The organism is Caulobacter henricii (assembly GCF_001414055.1).
Taxonomy (GTDB): Bacteria; Pseudomonadota; Alphaproteobacteria; order Caulobacterales; family Caulobacteraceae; genus Caulobacter; species Caulobacter henricii.
Genome location: NZ_CP013002.1, coordinates 1,496,774 through 1,516,868, shown reverse-complemented (window position 1 = coordinate 1,516,868; position 20,095 = coordinate 1,496,774). Strand labels below are relative to the sequence as shown.

The window sequence follows — 20,095 nt, the reverse complement described above, 5'->3', positions numbered from 1 at the left end:
TCGCGATCGACGACGGACCGTATCCTCATGGCATGCCGATGCTCCGTCGAGATACGGCGCGTACCGCGCAGACCAGCCCTTGAGGGTGGACTCTCGACTTGGTGTGAACGCAGGCAAACAGGTGCTCAATGACTGACTATGACTTCGACCTGTTTGTGATCGGCGCCGGTTCCGGTGGTGTGCGCGCGGCACGTGTGGCGGCGATGAGTGGTGCCAAAGTTGCTGTGGCCGAAGAGTATCGGGTGGGCGGCACATGCGTCGTACGTGGCTGCATTCCCAAAAAGTTCATGGTCTATGCCAGTGAGGTCTCGAGCCAGCTCAGAACCGCCGCCGGCTATGGCTGGTCTATTGGCGATGCGGGCTTCGAATGGACAAAGTTCCTGCAGGAGAAAGACGTCGAGATCGCCCGGCTGTCAGGCGTCTATGTCACCAATCTGCAAAAAGCTGGAGCTAGTCTCCTGCACGGTCGCGCTCAGATCCTTGACGCTCACACCGTCGAAGTCCTGGCCAAGGAGGGTAGTGACGACGCTGGGATCTACACCGCTCGCAAGATCCTGGTGGCAACGGGCGGCCGCCCTGTTCGCCCCAACTTTCCAGGCGCGGAGCTTGGGATCACGTCAGACGAGGCCTTCCATCTATCAACCCTGCCCAAGAGCGTACTGGTAGTAGGCGGCGGCTACATCGCTGTCGAGTTTGCCGGGATCTTCAACGGCTTGGGCGTCGAAACAACGCTTCTCTATCGCGGAGCCAACATCCTCCGCGGCTTCGACGACGACGTGCGAATGCACCTGGCCGACGAACTGGAGAAGCGCGGAATCAAGGTTGTCCTGGGCTGCTCCCACAGGAGCATCGAGATGCTGGATGACGGCCGCCTGCTGAGCACTCTGAGCAACGACCTGACCTTCGAAACCAGCGCGGTGATGTTCGCTACAGGCCGTGAGCCCTACACACAGGGCCTCGGTCTGGAGCAGGCCGGCGTGAGCCTGAACGACAAGGGCGCCGTCGCCGTCGATGCATTCTCCCGAACGAATATCGACAGCATCTGGGCTGTGGGCGATGTCACAGACCGGATCAATCTGACGCCCGTGGCGATCCGTGAGGGTGCCGCCTTTGCCCAGACCGAGTTCTACGACAACCCCACCACCTTTGATCATGACATGGTCGCCTCCGCCGTTTTCTCGCAGCCGCCGGTAGGCTCGGTCGGCATGAGCGAAGCCCAAGCTCGTCAGGCTTATGGCAAGGTCGACATCTATCGCTCCGTCTTCCGGCCCATGAAAGCCACCTTCTACGGTGGCCAGGAACGGTGCCTCGTCAAACTCGTCGTCAAGCAAGATGACGAGCGGATCGTGGGTGTCCACGTAGTTGGGCCTGACTCCCCTGAGATCATCCAGATGGCAGCGATCGCGCTAAAGATGGGCGTCACCAAACCTCAGTGGGACTCCACCTGCGCGGTCCACCCGACCCTGGCCGAGGAACTGGTCACGATGCGCGAGAAGTACGCGCCGTCCGAGATGGGAACTTAGCCTTGATCCAGACCCTGCAGGTTGATGCGCGGTCTGGAAATCCTTGGAAAAACGCAGCCTCGCGCACCGACACCCGACAGCCCGACCTATCCGTACCGCACAGATTTATGAGGACGCCGTGCATGGCCGACACCGCTAGCCTGCAAGAGCGTCCGCTGACGCTCGACGATCTGACCGCCTATTTCGCCAAGGGCTCGAAGCCGAAGGACCAGTTCCGGGTCGGGGCCGAGCACGAGAAGTTCGGCTTCTATCTGGGGTCGCATGAGCCCGTGCCCTATTACGGCGACAAGGGCATCCACGCCCTGCTGACCGGCCTGCAGCGCTTCGGCTGGACGCCGGTGATGGAAGGCGAGGTCATGATCGGGCTGGAGCGCAACGGCGCCAATGTCAGCCTCGAGCCCGGTGGCCAGTTCGAGCTCAGCGGCGCGCCGCTGCTGACCATGCACGACATCTGCCAGGAGACCGGCCAGCACCTCGACGAGGTCAAGACCGTCGCCGATGAGCTGGGTCTGGGCTTCATGGGCCTGGGGTTCTCGCCGCTGTGGACCCGCGAGCAGGTGCCGGTGATGCCCAAGGGGCGTTACGTCATCATGCGCAACTACATGCCCAAGGTCGGCGGCCTCGGCCTCGACATGATGCTGCGCACCTGCACGGTGCAGGCCAATCTCGACTTCTCCAGCGAAGCCGACATGGTCGCCAAGTTCCGTGTGAGCCTGGCCCTGCAGCCGATCGTCACGGCCCTGTTTGCCAATTCTCCGTTCACGGAAGGCAAGCCCAACGGCTTCCTCTCCAGCCGGGCCAATGTCTGGACCGATACCGACGCCGACCGCACCGGCCTGCTGGATTTCGTGTTCGAGGACGGTTTCGATTTCGAGCGCTATGCCCGCTATGCGCTGGACGTTCCGATGTATTTCGCCAAGCGCGGCGACCGCTATATCGACCTGGCCGGCCGCAGCTTCCGCGACTTCATCGACGGCCGGATCGACGAGCTGCCGGGCGAGCGCGCCTCGATCAAGGACTGGGCCGACCACACCACGACCCTGTTCCCGGAAGTGCGCCTGAAGACCTATCTGGAAATGCGCGGCGCCGATGCCGGTCCGTGGAGCAGCCTCTGCGCCCTGCCGGCCCTGTGGACTGGCGTCTTCTATGACGATGCGGCGCTCGCGGCAGCCTGGGATCTCTGCAAGGACTGGACGGCCGAGGAGCGGGCAGGCCTGCGTCGCGATGTGCCGACCCTGGGGCTCAAGGCCCCGATCGCCGGCCGCACCGCCCAGGACGTGGCCAAGGACTTCGTCGCCATTGCCAAGGCGGGCCTGAAGGACCGCGCCCACGTGAACGGCGGCTTCCTCGACGAGACCATCTATCTGGGCGAGCTGGAGGAGATCGCCGACAGCGGCCTGACCCGGGCCGACCGCCTGCTTGCCCTCTATCACGGTAAGTGGAAGGGCGATGTCAGCCGGGCGTTCACCGACTGCGCCTACTGGGAACCGCGGTCCAAGACCTAGGCCGGACTCTGGCACAGAGGCTTTCCAGTCCCCCCAGAGGGAGCGGAAAGCCCGTTCCTGGGCAGCGCGGACGTGCCGACCTGGTGCCGAGCCAGGCTCGAGGCGAGTTCAGACTCGCCATGTTCGGTCGGGACCAGACCGAGCGCGCGCATGACGTGCAGACCCGAGCCTCTTTGGCTCAATCCGGTTGACCCTGATGCTTTGAGCTTAGGCGCCCGTCCAGCGACGAAAGAGCAGACTGGCATTGACACCGCCAAAACCGAACCCGTTCGACAAGGCCAGATCAACCTGCGCCTCGCGAGCCGTGGTGACGATATCAAGTCCCTCGGCCAGAGGATCTCGAGACTTCAGATTCAGGGTCGGTGGCAAAACACCCCTCGAAAGGGCAAGGACAGTGAAGGCTGCTTCCATTCCACCGGCACCGCCCAACAGGTGCCCCGTCGAAGCTTTTGTTGCGCTGATGGCTGGGCCGCCCTCGACCCCGAAGATGGCCCGAATGGCTGCCATCTCGCCGGCATCGCCGACCGGCGTTGAGGTCGCATGAGCGTTGATGTGACCCACCTGACCGGCGGAGACTCCGGCCTGCTTCAAGGCGGCCATCATCGCTCGCTGTGCACCCGCCCCGTCTGCGGGTCCTGCGGTCAGATGATAGGCGTCAGCGCTGGTGCCATATCCGACAAGCTCCGCTAGCGGCTGGGCCCCGCGAGCCAGCGCATGGTCCAGCGCTTCAATCACCAGAATGCCAGCGCCTTCACCCATCACAAAGCCGTCGCGCTCGGCATCGAAAGGCCGTGAGGCTTGTTCAGGCGTATCGTTATAGGCGCTCGAAAGAGCGCGAGAAGCGGCAAACCCACCCAGACTGACATGGTGGATCGCCGCTTCGGTTCCGCCGCAAACAGCGATGTCAGCTTCGAAATTCCGGATATGACGAGCGGCATCTCCGATTGCCTGTACGCCCGCGGCGCAGGCGGTTACCGGCGCGCCAATGGGCCCGGTAAATCCATGACGGATGCTGACCCAGCCCGCCGCGAGGTTGGCCAGAAACGAAGGTACAGTGAACGGTGAAAGTCGGCGCGCCCCACGGGCGTCGGTGGTCCGAACGGCCTGGGCCAGGGCGGGGAAGCCGCCAATACCTGATCCCACAACTGTTGCAGTGCTCTGACGGCCTGCCTCGTCCTGAGGTGCCCAACCCGCTTGAACGAGGGCCTCCTCAGCCGCCGCAAGTGCGAACGGGATGAAGCGATCCATTTTCTTCTGGTCCTTGGATGAGACGACTTTCTCAAGGTCAAACTCACCAAAGCCTTGTCCCTCAGGCACAGGTGCCACGACCTGGGCGGCAATATCGGGAGCCACCTCAGCTGACAGACGCAGCAGCCCAGACTCTCCGGCAAGCAGGCGCTCCCAGACCGTTTCCACACCGACCCCCAAGGGGGTCACCAACCCGAGGCCCGTAACAACAATGCGGCGCATGATACCTGTTCCGTAATTAGCCCGCGACCGGACCTGACCGCTCCAAAAGGAACGTCTTTCTGGGGGAGGATTTGGGCGCAGCAGCCCTGAATTGAGAACCACCACTCATGGCAATTCAGTCTTCCGCGTAGGCGGGCTTGCTACAGCGGGCTCAGACGATGAATGTGCGGATCAACGATCAGCGCGGCCTGACTTCTGGTTTGACTGGAGTGAAGCCAAACCCGCTCGCCTGGATGCCCAGTCAGCTTTGGAACCTCAAAGTCGCGAGGAAAAGACCCCTATGCTCAACTCGCGTCGGCAGTTTCTCTGGTCAGCAACAGCCAGTGCCGGACTTACCTCCTTGCCCGCGACGGCCTGGGCCAGCAGTGATCGTCTGAAAATTCTCTACAACCGGGCCGCTCAGCAGCACTTTCCCGATCAGAACCCGGTGATCGTCATTCCGGGAATTCTCGGCACTCGCCTGGTTGATGGTGCGTCGGGACAAACCGTTTGGGGGGCCTTCGATGGCTTCTCCCCCAACTCGTCAGACAAGGCCAAAGTCAGCAAGCTAGCCTTCCCATTTCACCGGCAATCCCCAGGATCGAATTTCGCGGCCGACTTGCGTCCAGATGCCGTTCTGGACCGCGTCAGTGTGAAACTCTTGGGCGTGCCATTCCAACTTCGGCAGTATGCCCAGATCCTGTCCACACTCGGTGCGGCGGGCTACCGCGATGAAACCCTACATCCCAAGGGCCTCGACTATGGACCGGGTCACATCAGTTGCTTCCAGTTTCCATACGACTGGCGACGCGACAACGCTGAAACGGCGTTAGCTCTCAAGCAGTTCATGGACGAAAAGCGATTGGTCGTTGCGGACGGATATCGAGAGTATCTCGGATATGACGTTGCCCCGGAAGCTATCCGCTTTGATGTCGTCGCCCACTCGATGGGGGCAGTCATGTTCCGCTACTTCATGCGCTACGGTGGCCAACCGCTGGATACACTCGGAGCCGGCCCAACTTTGGACTGGGCCGGCGCGGCCTATGTTGATCGCGCGATCATGGTCGCCCCTCCCAATGGCGGCAGCGGCGAAACCATGCGGCTGCTGCTTGAGGGTCAAGACTTCGGACGGCCCGTTGCGCCCAGATACCCTCCCTCGATCCTTGGTTCATTCCCTTCGGTCTACCAGTTGCTCCCACGACCATGGTCGCCGGCTATAGAGGGAATCGATGGAGAGCGGCTTTTTGACACCAAGACCTGGATTGACCGGGAGTGGGGCATCGCCAATCCGAACCAAAACCAGGTTCTCGAAAGCCTGATGCCCGAGGTTTCAGACCCGGATCGTCGCCGACAACTGGCACTTGATCATCTCGATGCCAGCCTAAAACGAGCGCGGAAATTCCACATTGCGCTCGATAGTGCCCAGTCGGCGCCGATCGGCTTCGAACCCTTCCTGGTCGCCGGCGATACTGTGCCGACGCCCGAGCGCTATCGGTATGACACACAACGCAAGCGGCTGACCCTGGTCAGCACTGCGCCGGGTGACGGTGCGGTCACCCGTTCGAGTGCCCTGCTTGACCACCGGACGCCGTCCAGCTGGACGCCGCGAATTCAGTCTCCGCTTCGCTTTCGCAGCGTGCTGTTCACCGAGCAGGACCATCTGGGACTGACCCGGACAGATCTGTTTTCGGACAACCTGCTGTTCTGGCTTCTGGAAGAACAGCGCGGCGGGAACAGTGTTCGCTATTCCATCTAGCCTGCGTGACACTGGGTGAGTGATGACGTGCATCATCTGATCACTAAATCTGGGGAAACAGATGCCTACAGGGAGGCTGTCGCCTCGCGGCAACAGCCTCCCTGGTCAGGGTGCAAGAAAAGCTCGAACTAGAAGGTCTTGCGCACTCGCACAGTGGCGAAGGTGCGTGGATCAATCATTCGGCTCTCTACGAAGGCGACTGCGCGATCCGGGGCGCGATTTGAGAAAACCGTTCTCTCCACGTTGAAATCGTCCCAAAGCGTCAACTGGGTGCGAACGGACAGTGTCGAAGTCGGCTTGTACTCAGCGAATACCTGCGTATATCCGGAGCCTCGCACGTTCACGACCTGATCTACGTTATAGTTTCTGTCGATGAGAAGAGGCAGCCAGTTTACGCCCCATTGGACCTTGTATCGGGTCAGGTCCTGCTGAAACCCGACTGATGCAAGGGTTGGGCGCACTCCCGAGATCGGACGGGTCCGGCCCGTCGTAGGATCCTTCACCTCGGTCTGATCCCAATCGTTCTTTAAGGTAATCCGGCCGCCCTTGGGGCCAGCCCTGTCGGTCGGCACGACAATGTTCACGCTGAGGCGATCCAGCTTGCCGTCGCCGATGTTTCCCGTCGCCGACAGGTTTCCCGGTAGCGGCAGGCGGTCGATCACGCCGATAATCTCATCATGGCGATAGGCGATAGAGACGATGCCTTCGCCCCAGAAGCGGCGCTCATATCCGATCTCGCTGATCCAGCGTTGCTCGGGCTTGAGGTCAACATTGCCGCCATAGACGCTGTCATCATCCAGCTCTGCCGACGCTGCGAAGTCGCCAAAGTCCAATTGGCCAAGCTCCCGCTCAAAGCGGATACGCACCTGGCTATTGGCTGCCGGGGTCCAGGTCGCAAGGAACCGGGGTTTGGCGTAAAAGAAATCCTTCTCATTGTCCGCGTCGCCCGACTGCTTGATGGTCGAGGTCTCCAGTCGCAAACCACCCTCAATTGTGAGGCGCGGATTGATCCGCCATGTGGCCTTGGAAAAGCCCTCGCCGCGCAGCTCCTCGACCTTGAGCGAAGCGCTGGGCAACGGCACGGCCGCCCCGCCTACCGAGTAGGCCTGCGTCACGTCCAGCACGTTGTAGGCGACCTCGCCGCCGGCTTCGAAGGTGACGGCCTTGCTCCAGTCGTGGCGAACCTGGGCGCGCAAAATCGTCTCCGAACTGTCGCCGTCTGCGGTGAACCGCTGCTGCGGGCTCGCAGTGCCGCCAAGCGTCTCGGTGCTGGTCGACGCGTTGTCGAAGGCCTCGAAAGTGTGGATCGCCCGCGTCTCCAGCGCCCAGTTGGGGGCCAGTGGCCGAGTATAGGTCAGGCCAAACTCACCGGACTGCCCCTCTTCTGCGTAGTTGCTGCGACGGTCAGCGACCGACGACACAAGGGCCTGCCACTGCTGCCAGTCATTGACCCCAAAGCGGGCCGTTGCCTCGATCTTGCCGCCGGCCAGCGGCCCAGAATAATTGCCACGAATACCACGATTGCCACCCCAGCTATCGTTTAGGAAGGACTCCTCGCGGATTGGCTTGCCACTTCCGTCACGACGAATGTTCACGCCAGGGCCGTTGGCGTCGCTACTGCTGATGCCATCACTCAGGGTCACACCCCAGCTCTTTTCGCCGTCGGTGGCCGTGAATTGATAGCTGCCACCGTAGAGGTCCTGCCCCCCGTCAAACTGCGTCGTGTTCCAGGTGAGGATCGATTGTCGGCTCGTGGCCTTCTTCAGGATCACGTTCACGACCACCGAATAGCCCTGCATATCCACGCCGGGGGCTCCGCCGCGGATCAGTTCGATACGCTCGACGCGCCCGGCGATCGTTCTGGACAACACGTTGCTACCTGTGTCGTTCTTCGAGGCAGGGCGAGCTCCGTTGATCAAGATGTTTCCGACCGCGCCCTCGAAGCCACGAGCGCCGCTACCGTCCTGGACCGAAAAACCTGGCACCCGCTGCACCATATCGAGCGCCGTGTTCGGTCGCTGGGCGGCGAAGAAGTCGGGCTGGAAAACCAGAACCCCGCGCTGCGCAGCCTGCTCCGGCGGGTTGGGCTGCTCAGTCAAAGGATCAGCAGCGTGGGCTGCAGAAGTCAGCAGCGTCGCAGCCAGGCCCGCCAGAAAAAGTTCTCTCGACATGAAGTCGCCTCGTCAAAAATGAGGCGGGGTTACTCCACTGTCCGCACCTCACGAACAAGTGGATCGAAAGGAATGGAGCATTACAATTTGCGCAACTATGCGCATTACCAAAGTTTAACACAGGCCTCGCAGGTAAATTTTCAAACTCCATATGATAAATATGCCGCAGCAACGGCAAGATATATAATCATTGAAAAATGGTATACTGACGTAATGAAGTTGTTTTACGAGAAGGATAGGGGAAAATCTAGAAACACGAATCGAGAAAACTCAACATAGTGAGCCACCCTATATGCAAGATTAGGAGGTGATTTTCGACCATGCCCATCGCAGAACCGTTTGGTGCGACTGTGTTCGACACAGCCCCAAAGCCCTTGCCGACTGGCCGGGGATGGCAGACACCCTACGACAATCAGCCGCCTGAGACAGTGTATTTCACTAATCGAAACGGTCGTCGGCCACCGACCACACTAGGTTCTCCTCACCCGGCCCCGGCCCTGAGCTGCGGGAAGGGGCGGCTAGCAAGCAGCGGAGTTCCTCGATGGACCAGTACACTCTCCAACCTAGCTCCAACGAGCTGACACTGGTTCTCGGCCAACAGCTGGAATCCGGTCCACTCGGCAATCAGCACGTAGTCGTGCGCATGATGGCGGCGAGCCTGAACTATCGCGACTTGCTCTGCAGAGGCGATCTGGAGGGCACCCGACCAGGCCTCGTTCCACTCTCTGATGGCGCCGGTGAGGTGATAGAGGTTGGCTCAGCCGTAACCCGTTGGCGTCCAGGGGATCGCGTTAGCCCGGCCTTCTTCCCGAAATGGCGCTCTGGTCCCTTTCGCCCCGAACATTTGGCGGAGGCACTCGGCGGCTCGAGCACAGACGGCGTGCTGCGAAGCCTGTTCGTGGCGCATGAAGATGCGTTCGTAAGGATCCCGGACCGTCTGTCATTTGCCGAAGCCGCCACCCTTCCCTGCGCAGGTGTGACCGCATGGCACGCGCTTTTTGAGCGCGATCAGGTAGGACCCGAGCACACCATCCTTGTTCAAGGGACGGGTGGCGTTTCCATCATTGCGCTCCAACTGGCACAGGCCGTAGGCGCAAGGGTTATCGTAACATCGTCATCTGACACAAAGCTCGCCGTCGCAAAGTCCATGGGAGCCCGGGCGGGCGTAAACTACAAGACGGTGCCAGATTGGGATCAGGCAGTTCTTGACCTTACGGATGGACGCGGCGTGGATCACATCCTCGAGCTAGGCGGCCCGGACACCTATAATCGCTCAATCAACTGCCTCGCATTCGGGGGAACGATCTCACAGATCGGCGTCCTCACGGGCTTCGGCTCCAAGCCGGACATTACACCACTGCAGTTCAAAAATGGTCGGATCAACGGCATCTGCGTTGGGTCGGCCGAACACTTCGAACGGCTAATGGCCTTCGTTGATGCCCACGCGATCACCCCAGCAGTATCCAAGACCTTCACATGGAGCGGAGCGGCCGAGGCCTATGAGGCCCTGAGACGTGCTGACCACTTCGGCAAGGTGGTCATCACCATTCAGGACCACTTGTAGCGACTTCGAAATCGAAGAGAGCGCCCATTTCCCCCATGCATCGAGGCCTCGATATCACGAAGAACAATAGTAAGCCTCCGAACACATTGGGAACGTCGCAGAAGCGATAGATTCTTTCGGGGGCTTTCGCAGGGGCCTGTCAATTTAATCGCGCCAATTTGAAGCGAGCCAATACTTGGCGCGATTGACCTGACAGCCCCGCGAGGCGCACCCCGCCCACTAGGTTTGCGCTCGCCGTCCAGTGTACTGACGTCCTAAATTCAGCGGCGCTTGACCGTCCGCATGCCAAAGCGATTTATTTTTTCCGACATCACCGCTCGCTGCCTACAAGCCCTCTTCACTGATCTCTTCGTTGGTCGACGTCGACCGCCTCTTCGAGAAGCTCAACAAGGCCGCGCCGAGCAAGGCGGAGGTGAGCGATCCAACCAGTACACCCACCTTCACCTCATCCTGTAGTGCGGCGTCCTTGAATGCCAGCAGACCAATGAAGAGGCTCATTGTGAAACCGATGCCGCACAACAGGCTGACCCCATAGAGCTGTAGCCACGAGGCCGCGACTGGCAGTCGCGCGATGCCCAGACGAATGGCCAGCCAGGCCGCCCCGAAGACACCAAGCTGTTTTCCCAGCAGCAAACCCAGGGCCACGCCCAGTGTGACGGGCTCGGTGAGGACAGACGGCGTCATGCCGGCAAAGGACACGCCCGCGTTGGCGAAGCCAAAGATGGGAACGACCAGGAAGGCCACCCAGGGTGATAGCGCGTGCTCCAGGCGGTGCAGCGGGGAGGTCGCATCATCGGGCGCGGCCTTGGAGGCCTGGAGTGGAATGGTCATGGCCAGAACCACGCCAGCGATCGTGGCGTGGATACCCGACAGCAGGACGAGCCACCACAGCACAACCCCGACCACCAGATAGGCGGCAAGCCTCTTCACCTTCAATCGATTGAAGCCGACCAGCACCAGGGTGACGATCCCCGCCCCTGCAAGCGCGACGATATTCAACTCTGCAGTATAAAAAACGGCGATAACCAACACAGCCACAAGATCGTCGACGATCGCGAGCGTCGCCAGGAAGATCTTCAGGCTTGTGGGGACGCGCGAGCCCAGAAGCGACAGGACGCCAAGCGCAAAAGCGATATCGGTAGCCGTCGGGATCGCCCAGCCACGAAGGGTTTCGGGACTACCCGCGTTCAGGGCCGCATAGACCAAGCCCGGCACAATAACACCACCAGCTGCGGCGAGACACGGAAGCGCCCGGTTTGACCAGGTGGCCAGTTGCCCGTCCAGGAACTCGCGCTTGATCTCCAGTCCGACGAACAGAAAGAAGATCGCCATCAGCCCATCGTTGATCCAATGGAGCAGATCGAGCCCAGCAAACGATATATGGAGCGCGCTGAAATAGCCGTCCGCCAGAGGGGAGTTGGCGACAAAGAGCGCGAGCGCGGCGGAGCCCATCAGAAGCAGGCCGCCAGCCGCTCCACTTTCCAGGAATTCTCTGAGCACGGACAGCTTGCGGGCGGGGTGCGACATGGCACAGGTCTCCTCGCTGGCGGCCCGACCAACGTAGACACCTGACCAGCCAACACGGCCAATCACCCACGGCGGCTATGGCATCAGAACTGGAAGCGAACAAGTCTCGCCGGCGCCGCTGTTGGCCAATTCCTTCGCCTGATTGGCACTCCGCTCTTTTGGTGCCCGAAAGCGGCGCACAGGCTCGCCAAGCAAGGGCGCGACGAGTCGATGCGTCTGGGCGGTCGGCAGGATGCCCGCACCTCCGAACGCCTCGACGGCATCAGTCAGCTATTCCTCGCAAGCTGGAGTTCGATCCGCTTTAGAACCTGAAGCTGGCGCTGCGCGTGCATAGCCGGCCAGAGCGACATCTTGAGCATCAGAGACGCCAGGATCAAAACCGATGCGGGCAGGCCCCAGCGCAGCGCCGTCAGTGGGTCAGCAGCTTCAAAGAACTTCCAGGCTGCCCAGGCTCCCGCCAAGAACAGTAGGGTTTGCGTGATGAGGAGAACCATTGCCACCCAACCCGAGCGGGCGGAGATCAACGCCGCGATCTGATCCATATGACTTGGATCTTCAGCGATACGACGCAGCAGCGCTTCTTCTTCATCCTTGAGAGCCTTTGTGATGTCAGACATGGTCTTCTCCTTCCAACACAGCGCGCAAGGCGCGGCGGGCGTGCATGAGGCGGGTTTTTATCGTGCCCGCCGGGACATCGAGCGCGATGGCGATTTCGCCCACACTCAAGTCTTCGAAATAGAATAGGGCCAAGGCGGCTCTTTGGGCCGGGGGCAGCGCCAGGATCGCTGCCTTCAAGCGGGGAGTAGCGACTTCGGACGGTTGGATCACATCGTCCTGCCCAGCCTGCTTTAAGACGCTAGCGAGCACCCGATCAGCCTGCAGGCCCCGAATACTACGGGCGCAGCGACGCGACACGATTTGGTAGGCCCAACTGGTGAAGGCTGCCTCATCCTTCAGGCTAGGCAGCCCTCGCGCGATGTCGACCCAACTTGATTGGACAACATCCCTTGCCATCTCGAGGTCGCCGGTTAGTCGCCATGCATGGGCAATGAGGCGGCGATGGTAGCGACGCGCTAAGGCCTCCGCCGCGGGGCGGTCCCCGGCTTGGGCGCTGATCACCAGATAGCCGTCAAGGAGCCGGTCTGGTCCATCGTTCTGGTCTGAGCTTGAGCGTGCCATCGAAGTGTTAGGTGGCGCGCATCGCGCAAACGGTTCAATCGCTGCCGTCAATATCTCGTCTAGCGAGGGCGATAGCAGGTTTGACCGGCGCGGATTGCCTCATGACCTCCCCCGAGAAAGGGTGCTGTCAGTCTAACGCTAACTTGTCTCTGCAACTCGGCACAGCCGGGTTTGCATGCGGAGACTGAATTTGACCCCCCTGTCGTTCAAGCGCCATCGCTTCCCGCCAGACGTCATCAGACACGCGGTCTGGCTCTACTTCCGTTTCAGCTTGAGCCTCCGCGACGTCGAATGTCTCCTCGCCGAGCGCTGTATCGAGGTGAGCTACGAGACGATCCGGTGCTGGGCCAAGAAATTCGGACCGGCGATCGCCAGACGATTGAAGAAGCTTCGCCCCTCCCCTTCGCCCCGCTGGCACCTCGACGAAGTGGTCTGCCGGATCGGCGGCTGGCGCATAGACCTCTGGCGCGCGGTCGACGGCGAAGGCGAGGTTCTGGAGCTGCTCATGGAACGCCGCCGGGACACGAGGGCAGCTCGGAAATTCCTTGAGCGACTGCTGCGCCGTCAGCCGGTCGAGCCCGAAACCATCACGACGGACGGCCTGTCGTCCTACGCGGCGGCCCTACGGACGCTGGAATTGGAGCACCTTCATCGGCCAGGACGGCTCCGAGAGAACAATCGCGCCGAGAACGCCCACCTTCCGATCCGGCAACGAGAGCGAAGGATGCAGGGCTTTAAGAGCCAGTCAACCGCCCAGCGTTTCCTGTCCACCCACGCCGCCGTCTACAACACGTTCTCCGTCCAGAGACACATGATCAGCCGATCCAACCTTCGCCGCTTCCGCGCCGAGGCGCATGCTGCTTGGGCGAAGGCCACGGCCTGAAACGTCCAAGTATTAGCCAAATTCAACTTGGCGCGGTCAATATGACAACACCAGAAGTTCGGACCGGCCATCGCCAGACTCTTGAAGAAGCTGCGCCCTCCCCCTTCGCCACGCTGGCATCTGGACGAAGTGGTCTGCCGGATCGACGGCAGACACATGTGACTCTGGCGCGCGGTCGACGATGAAGGCGAGGTTCTCGAACTGCTGGCGCAGCGCCGCCGCGACACCAGGGCGGCCCGAAGGTTCCTTGAGCAACTGCAGCGGCGCCAACCCATCGAGCAAGAGGCATTACCACCGACGGCCTAGCTTCGTAACCAGCAGCCCTGCGGCTGCTAGATTTGGAGCACCTTCACCTGCCTGGACGGCTTCGGGAAAACAATCGAGCCGAGAACTCTCACCTCCCCGTCCGGGGACAGGAGCGAAGAATGCAGCGCTTCAAGAACCAGTCATCCGGCCAGCACTTCCTGTCCACTAACGACGCCGTCTACAACGCCTTCGCCGTCCAGCCACACTTGATCAGCCGCTGCAACCTTAGCCGCCTTCGCGCGGAGGCTAATGCCGCTTGGGCGAAGGCCACCGCTTGAGACGGCCAAGTATCGGCTCGCTTCAACTTGTGGCGGTTGACCTGACAAAACCAGCGAAACCACTAGAACACCACCTTCAGCCTGCCCGTAACCGTGCGGGGCGCACCGGGCGTGATCCAAACGTTGCTGTAGGAGCTTTCCAGATAAGCGGTGTCGAACAGGTTCTCGACATCCAGGGCGGCCCGAACTGATGGTGTGACCTGGACGCCCAGATTGACCCGGGCTGTCGCATAGCGTGGCAACTTGAAGCCGCTGTTGACGTCATCGCCAGCGCGTTCACCCACGAAGCTCAGGCCGCCGCCGATGCCGATCGAGCCCGGCTGGGTCCTGTTCGAAGCCCACGACGCATAGACCGCGCCGGAGTGCTTTGGCACATTGCTCAGAGACGACCCGGTCAGGCCCGGACGCGTATCGCGGGTCACCTTGGCGTCGGTATAGGCGTAGACGGCGGTTATTGAGAGCTTGTCGCTCACCGCCCAGGTCGCATTGGCCTCGGCTCCCTCACTGCGCGCCTCGCCGACGGCGATCGAGAAGCCGCTATTGGCCGGGTCGTTGACCAGGGTGTTTTCCTTTTCGATACGGAACACTGAAGCGGTCCCGGTCAGGGCGTCGTCCAGAAGGCGAACCTTTAGGCCAGCCTCGTAGGCCTCGCCCAGTTCCGGCGCGAAGGCGCGGCTCACAGCATCGACGCCCTGATTGTAGCGGAAGGACTGCCCCCAGCTGGCGTAGAGCGACACGGTGTCGCTGGCCATCCAGGTCACGGCTGCACGGGGCGAGGTGCGCGAGGGCTTCTGCTGATCCAGGCGGCTGGTTCGGTAGTTTGTATTGTTCTGTTCAAACCAGTCATGGCGGACGCCCAGCATGACGGTCAGGCGACCGATGGTCGCCAGATCCTGGACGTAAAGGCTCTTGCCGTTCAGTTCCTCAAGGATGTTCTGGTTCAGCGTCGCGGTGGGCTTGGCCTGGCCATAGACCGGATTGTAGACGTCAATGGCGTAGGGCACTGCGGCGCTGGGGCTGAAGCGATAGAAGACCCGGGTCTGGTTGTAGTCGAAGGCGTCGACGCCGATGCGCAGCTGATGATCGACGCCGGCCAGGGTGCGCTTGACGGCCAGTTCCAGGCGACCTGAAGCGTCTTCCCAGCTATACGAATGGATCCGCAATTGGCGGCGCAGGAGTGCGCCAACCAGGCTGCCGTTGTGGGTCGACTGGCCCTTGAACAGGCCGTCGCGGTACTGAACGCCGCCTTCCAGCGAAATGCCCTCGGCCAGGTCGAGGAAGAACGAGGCCTGATGCTGCAGGGTTTCCTGGCGGATCTTACCGTCATTGGGTTCGCCCAGGAACCGCGTCCGCGGCAGCGCCTTGCCGTTGCCGCCGATGGCGACGACGCCGCGATCGTGGACGAAGTGAACCTTGTTGGCCTCGAGTTGGTATAGTACCCGCAACCGGTCGGTCGGTGCCCAGGTGAACGACGGGGCCAGCACAAGGCGGTCCGATCCGACATGATCGCGGAAGCCGTCCGTCTCCTGATAGGCTGCGACCAGGCGTGCAGCCGTCGTTGAGGTCAGCGGACCGTTGAGGTCAGCGACGCCGCGCCAGGTGTCGAAGCTTCCGTAGGACGCTTCGACGATGGCCACCGGGTCCCGGCCAGGGGCCTTGGTCACGATGTTGATCGATCCGCCCGGCTCGCCCTTGCCGGACAGGGCTGAGGCCGGCCCCTTCAGCACCTGGAAGGCCTCGACCGTGGCCACGTCCCGGCGCGGATTGAAGCCGCGGTTGGACACGAAGCGGTTGACCAGCAGGTCCGGGCCCTGGTTGATGTCGCCGGAGAACCCGCGAATGGCGTAGGCGTCCCAGGCCCCGCCAAAGCTGTTCTGGCGGGCCATGCCGCCGGCCAGATCGAAGAGGTCCGAGAGATTGGCCACGCCGATCGTCTCGATCAGGGCCCTGTCCAGGACCCGCACGTTTTGCGGCAGGGTCCTGGGATCGACGTCCAGGCCATTGATGCTGGCGCTGGCGCGTCGGGCCGTGACCTTGACGTCCTCAACGACCGTGGTGCCTTCGGGAGTCCCGGCGGTCTCTGCGGCGCGCGCGCCTCCGCCCAGGGCCAGCAGCGAGCAGCCTGCCGCGAAAACCAGCTTCAAACGCTCAAGTTTCATCTCATCCCCCGTCGCGCCAAGCGCACTGGCGCGTCCTCGCTCAATCGCGATTGACACGCAATGTAAGTGTTACGTTATAACGTCATATGCATTAACCGACGCGGCTGGCAAGAGGCTGGCGACGTACGAAACGGGATGGAGCAATCCTTGAGCGACAAGCGCGACGTGGTCCTGGAGGCGTGCGACCTTCGTCATCAGTACGGGGACAAGGCCGTCCTGCGGGGCCTGAACTTCAAGGTCGCCGCGGGCGAGATCTATGCCCTGCTGGGCGGCAACGGGGCCGGCAAGTCGACGACCCTGTCCGCGTTTCTGGGGCTGATCCGCCCGACGGGTGGAACGGTCCGGGTGATGGACCAGGACGTGACCGAGGCACCTGATGCGGCGCGCGCCAAGATTGCCTATGTGCCGGAAAACGTCGCGCTCTACGAACATCTGACCGCCCGCGAGAATCTGTCCTACTTCCTGGCGCTCGCCGGTGCCGACGCCTCGGCATCGCGCATCGAAGCCGCCCTCGAAGCGGCGGGACTTGCGCCTGACGCACGCGGTCGACGGGTGGGTGGCTTCTCGAAAGGGATGCGCCAGAAGACCGCCATCGGCCTGGCCATAGCCCGCCACGCGCCCGTTCTACTGCTGGATGAACCCACGTCCGGCCTGGACCCCCGGGCGGCCGCGGACTTCAACCGCCTGCTCGACGCGGCCCGCTCGCGCGGCATGGGGATCCTGATGGTCACCCACGATCTGCTGGGCGCGGCCGAGATCGCCGATCGCATCGGCTTCCTCGCCGATGGCCGGCTGGAGGCAGAACTCACCGCCGAGGGCGAGGCGCGTTTCGACGTCCGGGCCCTCCACGCGCGCTATGTGCGCATCGGCCAGACGGATGCGGCGGCCTGACCATGCGCCGTGCCATCATCGCCCGAATTGCCCGTGAGGAACTTCGCGCCCTCACCCGCAACCACGTCGCCGCGATCGCCTGCGCGATCCTGGCCCTGCTGATCGTCGCCTCAGTCGGCCTGGGTCTCGACCGGCGGGCCCGCATTGACGACCTTCGCGCCCACCACCAGGCTGCCAGCGACGCGGCCTTCAAGGCCCAGCCGGATCGCCATCCGCACCGGATGGTTCACTATGGACAGTACGTCTTCCGTCCGCTCTCTGCACTGGCCTTCTTTGATCCGGGCGTCGACGCCTATACCGGATCGATGGTGTTCCTGGAGGGCCATCGCCAGAACAGTGCCAACTTCAGCGAGGCCCGCCAATCCTCGCTCCTGATGCGGTTCGGTGACCTCAGCCCGGCGTTTGTACTGCAGGTTCTGGCACCGCTGCTGATGGTCTTCCTGGCCCACGGCGCCATCGCGCGGGAGCGCGAGAGCGGCCTCTTGCGCGTGCTGCTGGCACAGGGTGTGCGCCCCGCCGAAATCCTTATGGGCAAGCTGGCGATCCATCTCGGGCTAAGCCTCACGCTGCTGGTCCCCGCTGCCCTGGCCCTGGCGGCACTGGTCGCGGCCGGCCAGGCTCCGGCCGGGCCCGCCGGTACCTTGCTGCTGGTCTATGCCCTTTACCTGGCCTTCTGGGCGACCCTGGCGGTCCTGGTGTCCAGCCTGTTCCGTCGCGGGCGTGACGCCCTGGCCGCGCTGGTTTCGATCTGGATGGCCCTGACCATCATCCTGCCGCGCGGGTTACCCGAACTCGCCGCCTTGCTGCATCCACAGCCGACCCGGATCGAAACTGACGTGGCAATTCATCGCGATCTCAAGGCGATCGGCGACAGCCACAATCCGGATGACCCCTACTTCGCGGCTTACAAGGCCAGGATCTTGCGCCAGTACGGCGTGTCGCGCGCCGAGGACCTGCCCGTGCAATGGGCGGGTCTGGTCTCCTACGAAGGCGAGCGCCTGACCAGCGCGCTGTTCGACCGCTACGCCGCCAAGGCCTTCGCCCGGGAATCGGCCCAGAATCGAGTGGTCCGCGCCTTCGGCGTGGTCAGTCCGATGCTGGCTGTTCGAACCGGCTCATCGGCGCTCGCCGCGACCGATGTCGAAAGCCACAAGCACTTTCTCGATCAAGTCGAGGCGCATCGCTACGCCTTCGTTCAGGCACTGAACCGCGTCCAGATCGAGGCGATCCCCAACCAGAATGCCGGTCCCGATCCCCGCGTGTCCGCTGACACCTGGGCGCGCATGCCGACCCTCGTCTATCGCGCGCCCGATCCGCTGGCCCGCTCTGCAGGCGCGATCAGCACAGCCCTCGCCATCCTGCTGGCCTGGCTGGCGGCCCTGGGCCTTGCGCTGCGCCAGATCGCGCGCCGCCCGCTGGAGTCCTTCCAATGAATCGCCTTCGCGCCGAACTGATCCTTCTGTTGCGCGCCAGGGTCTCCTGCGCCGCGCTTCTCGTCCTGCTGGCCGCAGCGACGCTGGCGGTCGCGGCCGGCCTCGCCGCCCAGTATCGCCAGGTCGCAACCATTGCCCGTGTCGCCGCTGCCCATCAGGCCGACCTCGTCGGGGTGGCCAGGACCTACGGAAAGCCGGACGGAGACGCGGGCTATGCGGCCTACTACACCTTCCATCTGACGGCCGACCCTCCCCGCCCCCTGGCCTTTGCCGCTCTCGGACAGCGCGACCTGCAGCCGTTCGTACTGCGCGTCCGGCTCCTTGGCCTTCAGGCGCAACTGCATGAGACCGAGGCCTACAACCCCGAGCTCGTGCTGCCAGGCCCTTTCGACTGGACGTTTGTACTGATCTATCTGTCGCCGCTGGTCCTGATCGCCCTGCTGCATGATCTGGTGTCGAGCGAGCGTGAGGCTGGCCGGCTGCGACTGCTGGCCGCCACCCCGGGCGGCGTCAGCGGGGTGTGGGGGCGGCGTGCCGGCCTGCGCGGCGGTCTGGTCCTGGCGGCGCTGCTTCTGCCGCTGTGGGTCGGTGCGGTCCTGGCCGGAGCCTCTCCGGTGGGCACCGCGATGCTCACCCTGGCGGCGACGCTCTACGTCACCTTCTGGCTCGGCCTGTCCCTTCTGGTCGCTGCGATCGGCCGGCGATCGGCGACCAATGCGGCCAGCCTGATCGGCCTTTGGCTGGTGCTGACGCTTCTGGGACCGGCGCTCGGCGCGGTCGCGATTGCGCGCAGTCACCCTGTCGGCCAGGGCATGGACCTGTCCCTGGCCCAGCGCGAGGCCGTGCACCGCGCCTGGGATATTCCGAAGTACGCGGTGATGACGCCCTTCAAGGCGAAGCATCCGGAATGGCGCGACACTCCGCCCGTGGTCGGCCGCTTTCACTGGAAATGGTACTATGCCATGCACGAGATGGGCGACGACAGCGTCGCAGAAGCCTTTGCCAGCTATCGCGCGAGCCTCAAGGCGCGTGCCGCCTGGACCGATCGCCTCGGCTGGGTTCTGCCGGCCGCTGCGCTGCAATCGGCGGCACACCAACTTGCTTCCACCGACCTTGAGGCGCACCTCGCCTATCAGGTTAGGGTCGTCGCGTTCCACCGCCACCTGCAGGCCTTCTACTACCCGTACATTTTCAACGAGAGGCCGTTTACGAGCAGGGACTTCGAGCGCCTCCCGAGGTTCGCAACGGACACTGAACCAGCGCGACTGCCGCGACAGCCCTTGGCCGCCCTCGGTGTCCTGGCCTTGCTCAGCCTCGTCGCCGGAGCATGGGCGCTGCGGCGGGCTCCGCCTGAAGGCTGACACCCTTAAAGCGGCGCTTGCCTAGCTTACACCAGCAGATCAGTTACACAGCGTAACCCCTTCCCGAAAGCTTGGACCCGTGTCCGCTTCACAAACCTTTGTACGCCAAA

At 62.8% G+C, this 20,095-nt stretch carries 16 protein-coding genes; 10 read left to right on the top strand and 6 right to left on the bottom strand.

All coding sequences use genetic code 11. From position 1 onward, the window contains the following. Positions 1–128: 128 nt before the first annotated feature. Both gor and AQ619_RS07065 read left to right on the top strand, forming a co-directional pair. Positions 129–1,523 carry a glutathione-disulfide reductase gene (gene gor / locus AQ619_RS07070; protein WP_062145835.1) on the top strand — a complete coding sequence of 465 codons (1,395 nt, stop codon included), beginning with the start codon at positions 129–131 and terminating at the stop codon, positions 1,521–1,523. Between the two features lie 122 nt (positions 1,524–1,645). Further along, positions 1,646–3,028 (top strand): glutamate--cysteine ligase, encoded by a 1,383-nt coding sequence (locus tag AQ619_RS07065; RefSeq protein WP_062145833.1) that lies wholly within the window; start codon positions 1,646–1,648, stop codon positions 3,026–3,028. 207 nt (positions 3,029–3,235) lie between these two features. Here AQ619_RS07065 and fabF read toward each other — a convergent pair whose 3' ends face one another. Then, positions 3,236–4,603, bottom strand: a complete 1,368-nt coding sequence (fabF, locus tag AQ619_RS07060) for a beta-ketoacyl-ACP synthase II (protein ID WP_236849545.1) — start codon at positions 4,601–4,603, stop codon at positions 3,236–3,238. Positions 4,604–4,778: 175 nt separating this feature from the next. On the opposite strand from fabF, the gene AQ619_RS07055 reads away from it, so the two are divergent. Next, positions 4,779–6,233, top strand: a complete 1,455-nt coding sequence (locus AQ619_RS07055; RefSeq protein WP_084745827.1) for a lipase/acyltransferase domain-containing protein — start codon at positions 4,779–4,781, stop codon at positions 6,231–6,233. 128 nt (positions 6,234–6,361) lie between these two features. Here the strand turns inward: AQ619_RS07055 and AQ619_RS07050 are convergent, their stop codons facing one another. Next, complete coding sequence (locus AQ619_RS07050) at positions 6,362–8,404, bottom strand: TonB-dependent receptor plug domain-containing protein (RefSeq protein ID WP_062145828.1); 2,043 nt, start codon at positions 8,402–8,404, stop codon at positions 6,362–6,364. A 541-nt stretch (positions 8,405–8,945) separates the two neighbouring features. Here AQ619_RS07050 and AQ619_RS07045 point away from each other — a divergent pair. Then, entirely contained in the window at positions 8,946–9,968 is a 1,023-nt protein-coding gene (locus AQ619_RS07045; RefSeq protein ID WP_062145826.1) for a zinc-dependent alcohol dehydrogenase family protein, read from the top strand. Positions 9,969–10,292: 324 nt separating this feature from the next. Here the strand turns inward: AQ619_RS07045 and nhaA are convergent, their stop codons facing one another. From nhaA to AQ619_RS07030, 3 genes are all read right to left on the bottom strand, one after another. Further along, complete coding sequence (gene nhaA, locus AQ619_RS07040; RefSeq protein ID WP_062145823.1) at positions 10,293–11,495, bottom strand: Na+/H+ antiporter NhaA; 1,203 nt, start codon at positions 11,493–11,495, stop codon at positions 10,293–10,295. Between the two features lie 266 nt (positions 11,496–11,761). Beyond that, positions 11,762–12,112 carry a DUF6768 family protein gene (locus AQ619_RS19255; RefSeq protein WP_062145821.1) on the bottom strand — a complete coding sequence of 117 codons (351 nt, stop codon included), beginning with the start codon at positions 12,110–12,112 and terminating at the stop codon, positions 11,762–11,764. Then, a complete protein-coding gene (locus tag AQ619_RS07030) occupies positions 12,105–12,674 on the bottom strand; it encodes an RNA polymerase sigma factor (RefSeq protein ID WP_062145819.1) in 570 nt (189 codons plus the stop codon). Before AQ619_RS07030 ends, AQ619_RS19255 begins: the two co-directional genes overlap by 8 nt. A gap of 190 nt (positions 12,675–12,864) precedes the next feature. Between AQ619_RS07030 and AQ619_RS07025 the strand changes: the two genes are divergently transcribed. The 3 genes from AQ619_RS07025 (at position 12,865) to AQ619_RS19035 (ending at position 14,141) form a co-directional block, all read left to right on the top strand. Beyond that, the gene (locus AQ619_RS07025) at positions 12,865–13,557 is read left to right on the top strand and encodes an IS6 family transposase (protein ID WP_084745825.1); all 693 of its coding nucleotides are present in this window, start codon (positions 12,865–12,867) and stop codon (positions 13,555–13,557) included. Between the two features lie 201 nt (positions 13,558–13,758). Next, the gene (locus AQ619_RS19480) at positions 13,759–13,863 is read left to right on the top strand and encodes a hypothetical protein (protein ID WP_084746207.1); all 105 of its coding nucleotides are present in this window, start codon (positions 13,759–13,761) and stop codon (positions 13,861–13,863) included. Between the two features lie 119 nt (positions 13,864–13,982). Then, entirely contained in the window at positions 13,983–14,141 is a 159-nt protein-coding gene (locus tag AQ619_RS19035) for a hypothetical protein (protein ID WP_166504174.1), read from the top strand. A gap of 62 nt (positions 14,142–14,203) precedes the next feature. Here the strand turns inward: AQ619_RS19035 and AQ619_RS07015 are convergent, their stop codons facing one another. Next, complete coding sequence (locus AQ619_RS07015) at positions 14,204–16,300, bottom strand: TonB-dependent siderophore receptor (RefSeq protein WP_084745823.1); 2,097 nt, start codon at positions 16,298–16,300, stop codon at positions 14,204–14,206. Positions 16,301–16,447: 147 nt separating this feature from the next. On the opposite strand from AQ619_RS07015, the gene AQ619_RS07010 reads away from it, so the two are divergent. Genes AQ619_RS07010 through AQ619_RS07000 form a run of 3 tightly spaced genes read left to right on the top strand, consistent with a single transcriptional unit; the run spans position 16,448 to position 19,985 of the window. Continuing rightward, positions 16,448–17,191: an ABC transporter ATP-binding protein gene (locus AQ619_RS07010; protein WP_236849544.1), complete on the top strand. Its 744-nt coding sequence runs from the start codon at positions 16,448–16,450 to the stop codon at positions 17,189–17,191. Positions 17,192–17,193: 2 nt separating this feature from the next. Further along, positions 17,194–18,624: an ABC transporter permease gene (locus tag AQ619_RS07005; RefSeq protein ID WP_062145809.1), complete on the top strand. Its 1,431-nt coding sequence runs from the start codon at positions 17,194–17,196 to the stop codon at positions 18,622–18,624. Further along, positions 18,621–19,985, top strand: coding sequence for an ABC transporter permease (locus AQ619_RS07000; protein ID WP_062145808.1), 1,365 nt, complete (start codon positions 18,621–18,623; stop codon positions 19,983–19,985). Before AQ619_RS07005 ends, AQ619_RS07000 begins: the two co-directional genes overlap by 4 nt. Positions 19,986–20,095: the final 110 nt, after the last annotated feature.

What these genes read in the sequence shown, in the direction of transcription:
- gor (WP_062145835.1), top strand. Translation starts at nt 129, where the DNA reads ATGACTGACTATGACTTCGACCTGTTTGTGATCGGCGCCGGTTCCGGT.
- AQ619_RS07065 (WP_062145833.1), top strand. Translation starts at nt 1,646, where the DNA reads ATGGCCGACACCGCTAGCCTGCAAGAGCGTCCGCTGACGCTCGACGAT.
- AQ619_RS07055 (WP_084745827.1), top strand. Translation starts at nt 4,779, where the DNA reads ATGCTCAACTCGCGTCGGCAGTTTCTCTGGTCAGCAACAGCCAGTGCC.
- AQ619_RS07050 (WP_062145828.1), bottom strand. Translation starts at nt 8,404, where the DNA reads ATGTCGAGAGAACTTTTTCTGGCGGGCCTGGCTGCGACGCTGCTGACT.
- AQ619_RS07045 (WP_062145826.1), top strand. Translation starts at nt 8,946, where the DNA reads ATGGACCAGTACACTCTCCAACCTAGCTCCAACGAGCTGACACTGGTT.
- nhaA (WP_062145823.1), bottom strand. Translation starts at nt 11,495, where the DNA reads ATGTCGCACCCCGCCCGCAAGCTGTCCGTGCTCAGAGAATTCCTGGAA.
- AQ619_RS19255 (WP_062145821.1), bottom strand. Translation starts at nt 12,112, where the DNA reads ATGTCTGACATCACAAAGGCTCTCAAGGATGAAGAAGAAGCGCTGCTG.
- AQ619_RS07030 (WP_062145819.1), bottom strand. Translation starts at nt 12,674, where the DNA reads ATGGCACGCTCAAGCTCAGACCAGAACGATGGACCAGACCGGCTCCTT.
- AQ619_RS19035 (WP_166504174.1), top strand. Translation starts at nt 13,983, where the DNA reads ATGCAGCGCTTCAAGAACCAGTCATCCGGCCAGCACTTCCTGTCCACT.
- AQ619_RS07015 (WP_084745823.1), bottom strand. Translation starts at nt 16,300, where the DNA reads ATGAAACTTGAGCGTTTGAAGCTGGTTTTCGCGGCAGGCTGCTCGCTG.
- AQ619_RS07005 (WP_062145809.1), top strand. Translation starts at nt 17,194, where the DNA reads ATGCGCCGTGCCATCATCGCCCGAATTGCCCGTGAGGAACTTCGCGCC.
- AQ619_RS07000 (WP_062145808.1), top strand. Translation starts at nt 18,621, where the DNA reads ATGAATCGCCTTCGCGCCGAACTGATCCTTCTGTTGCGCGCCAGGGTC.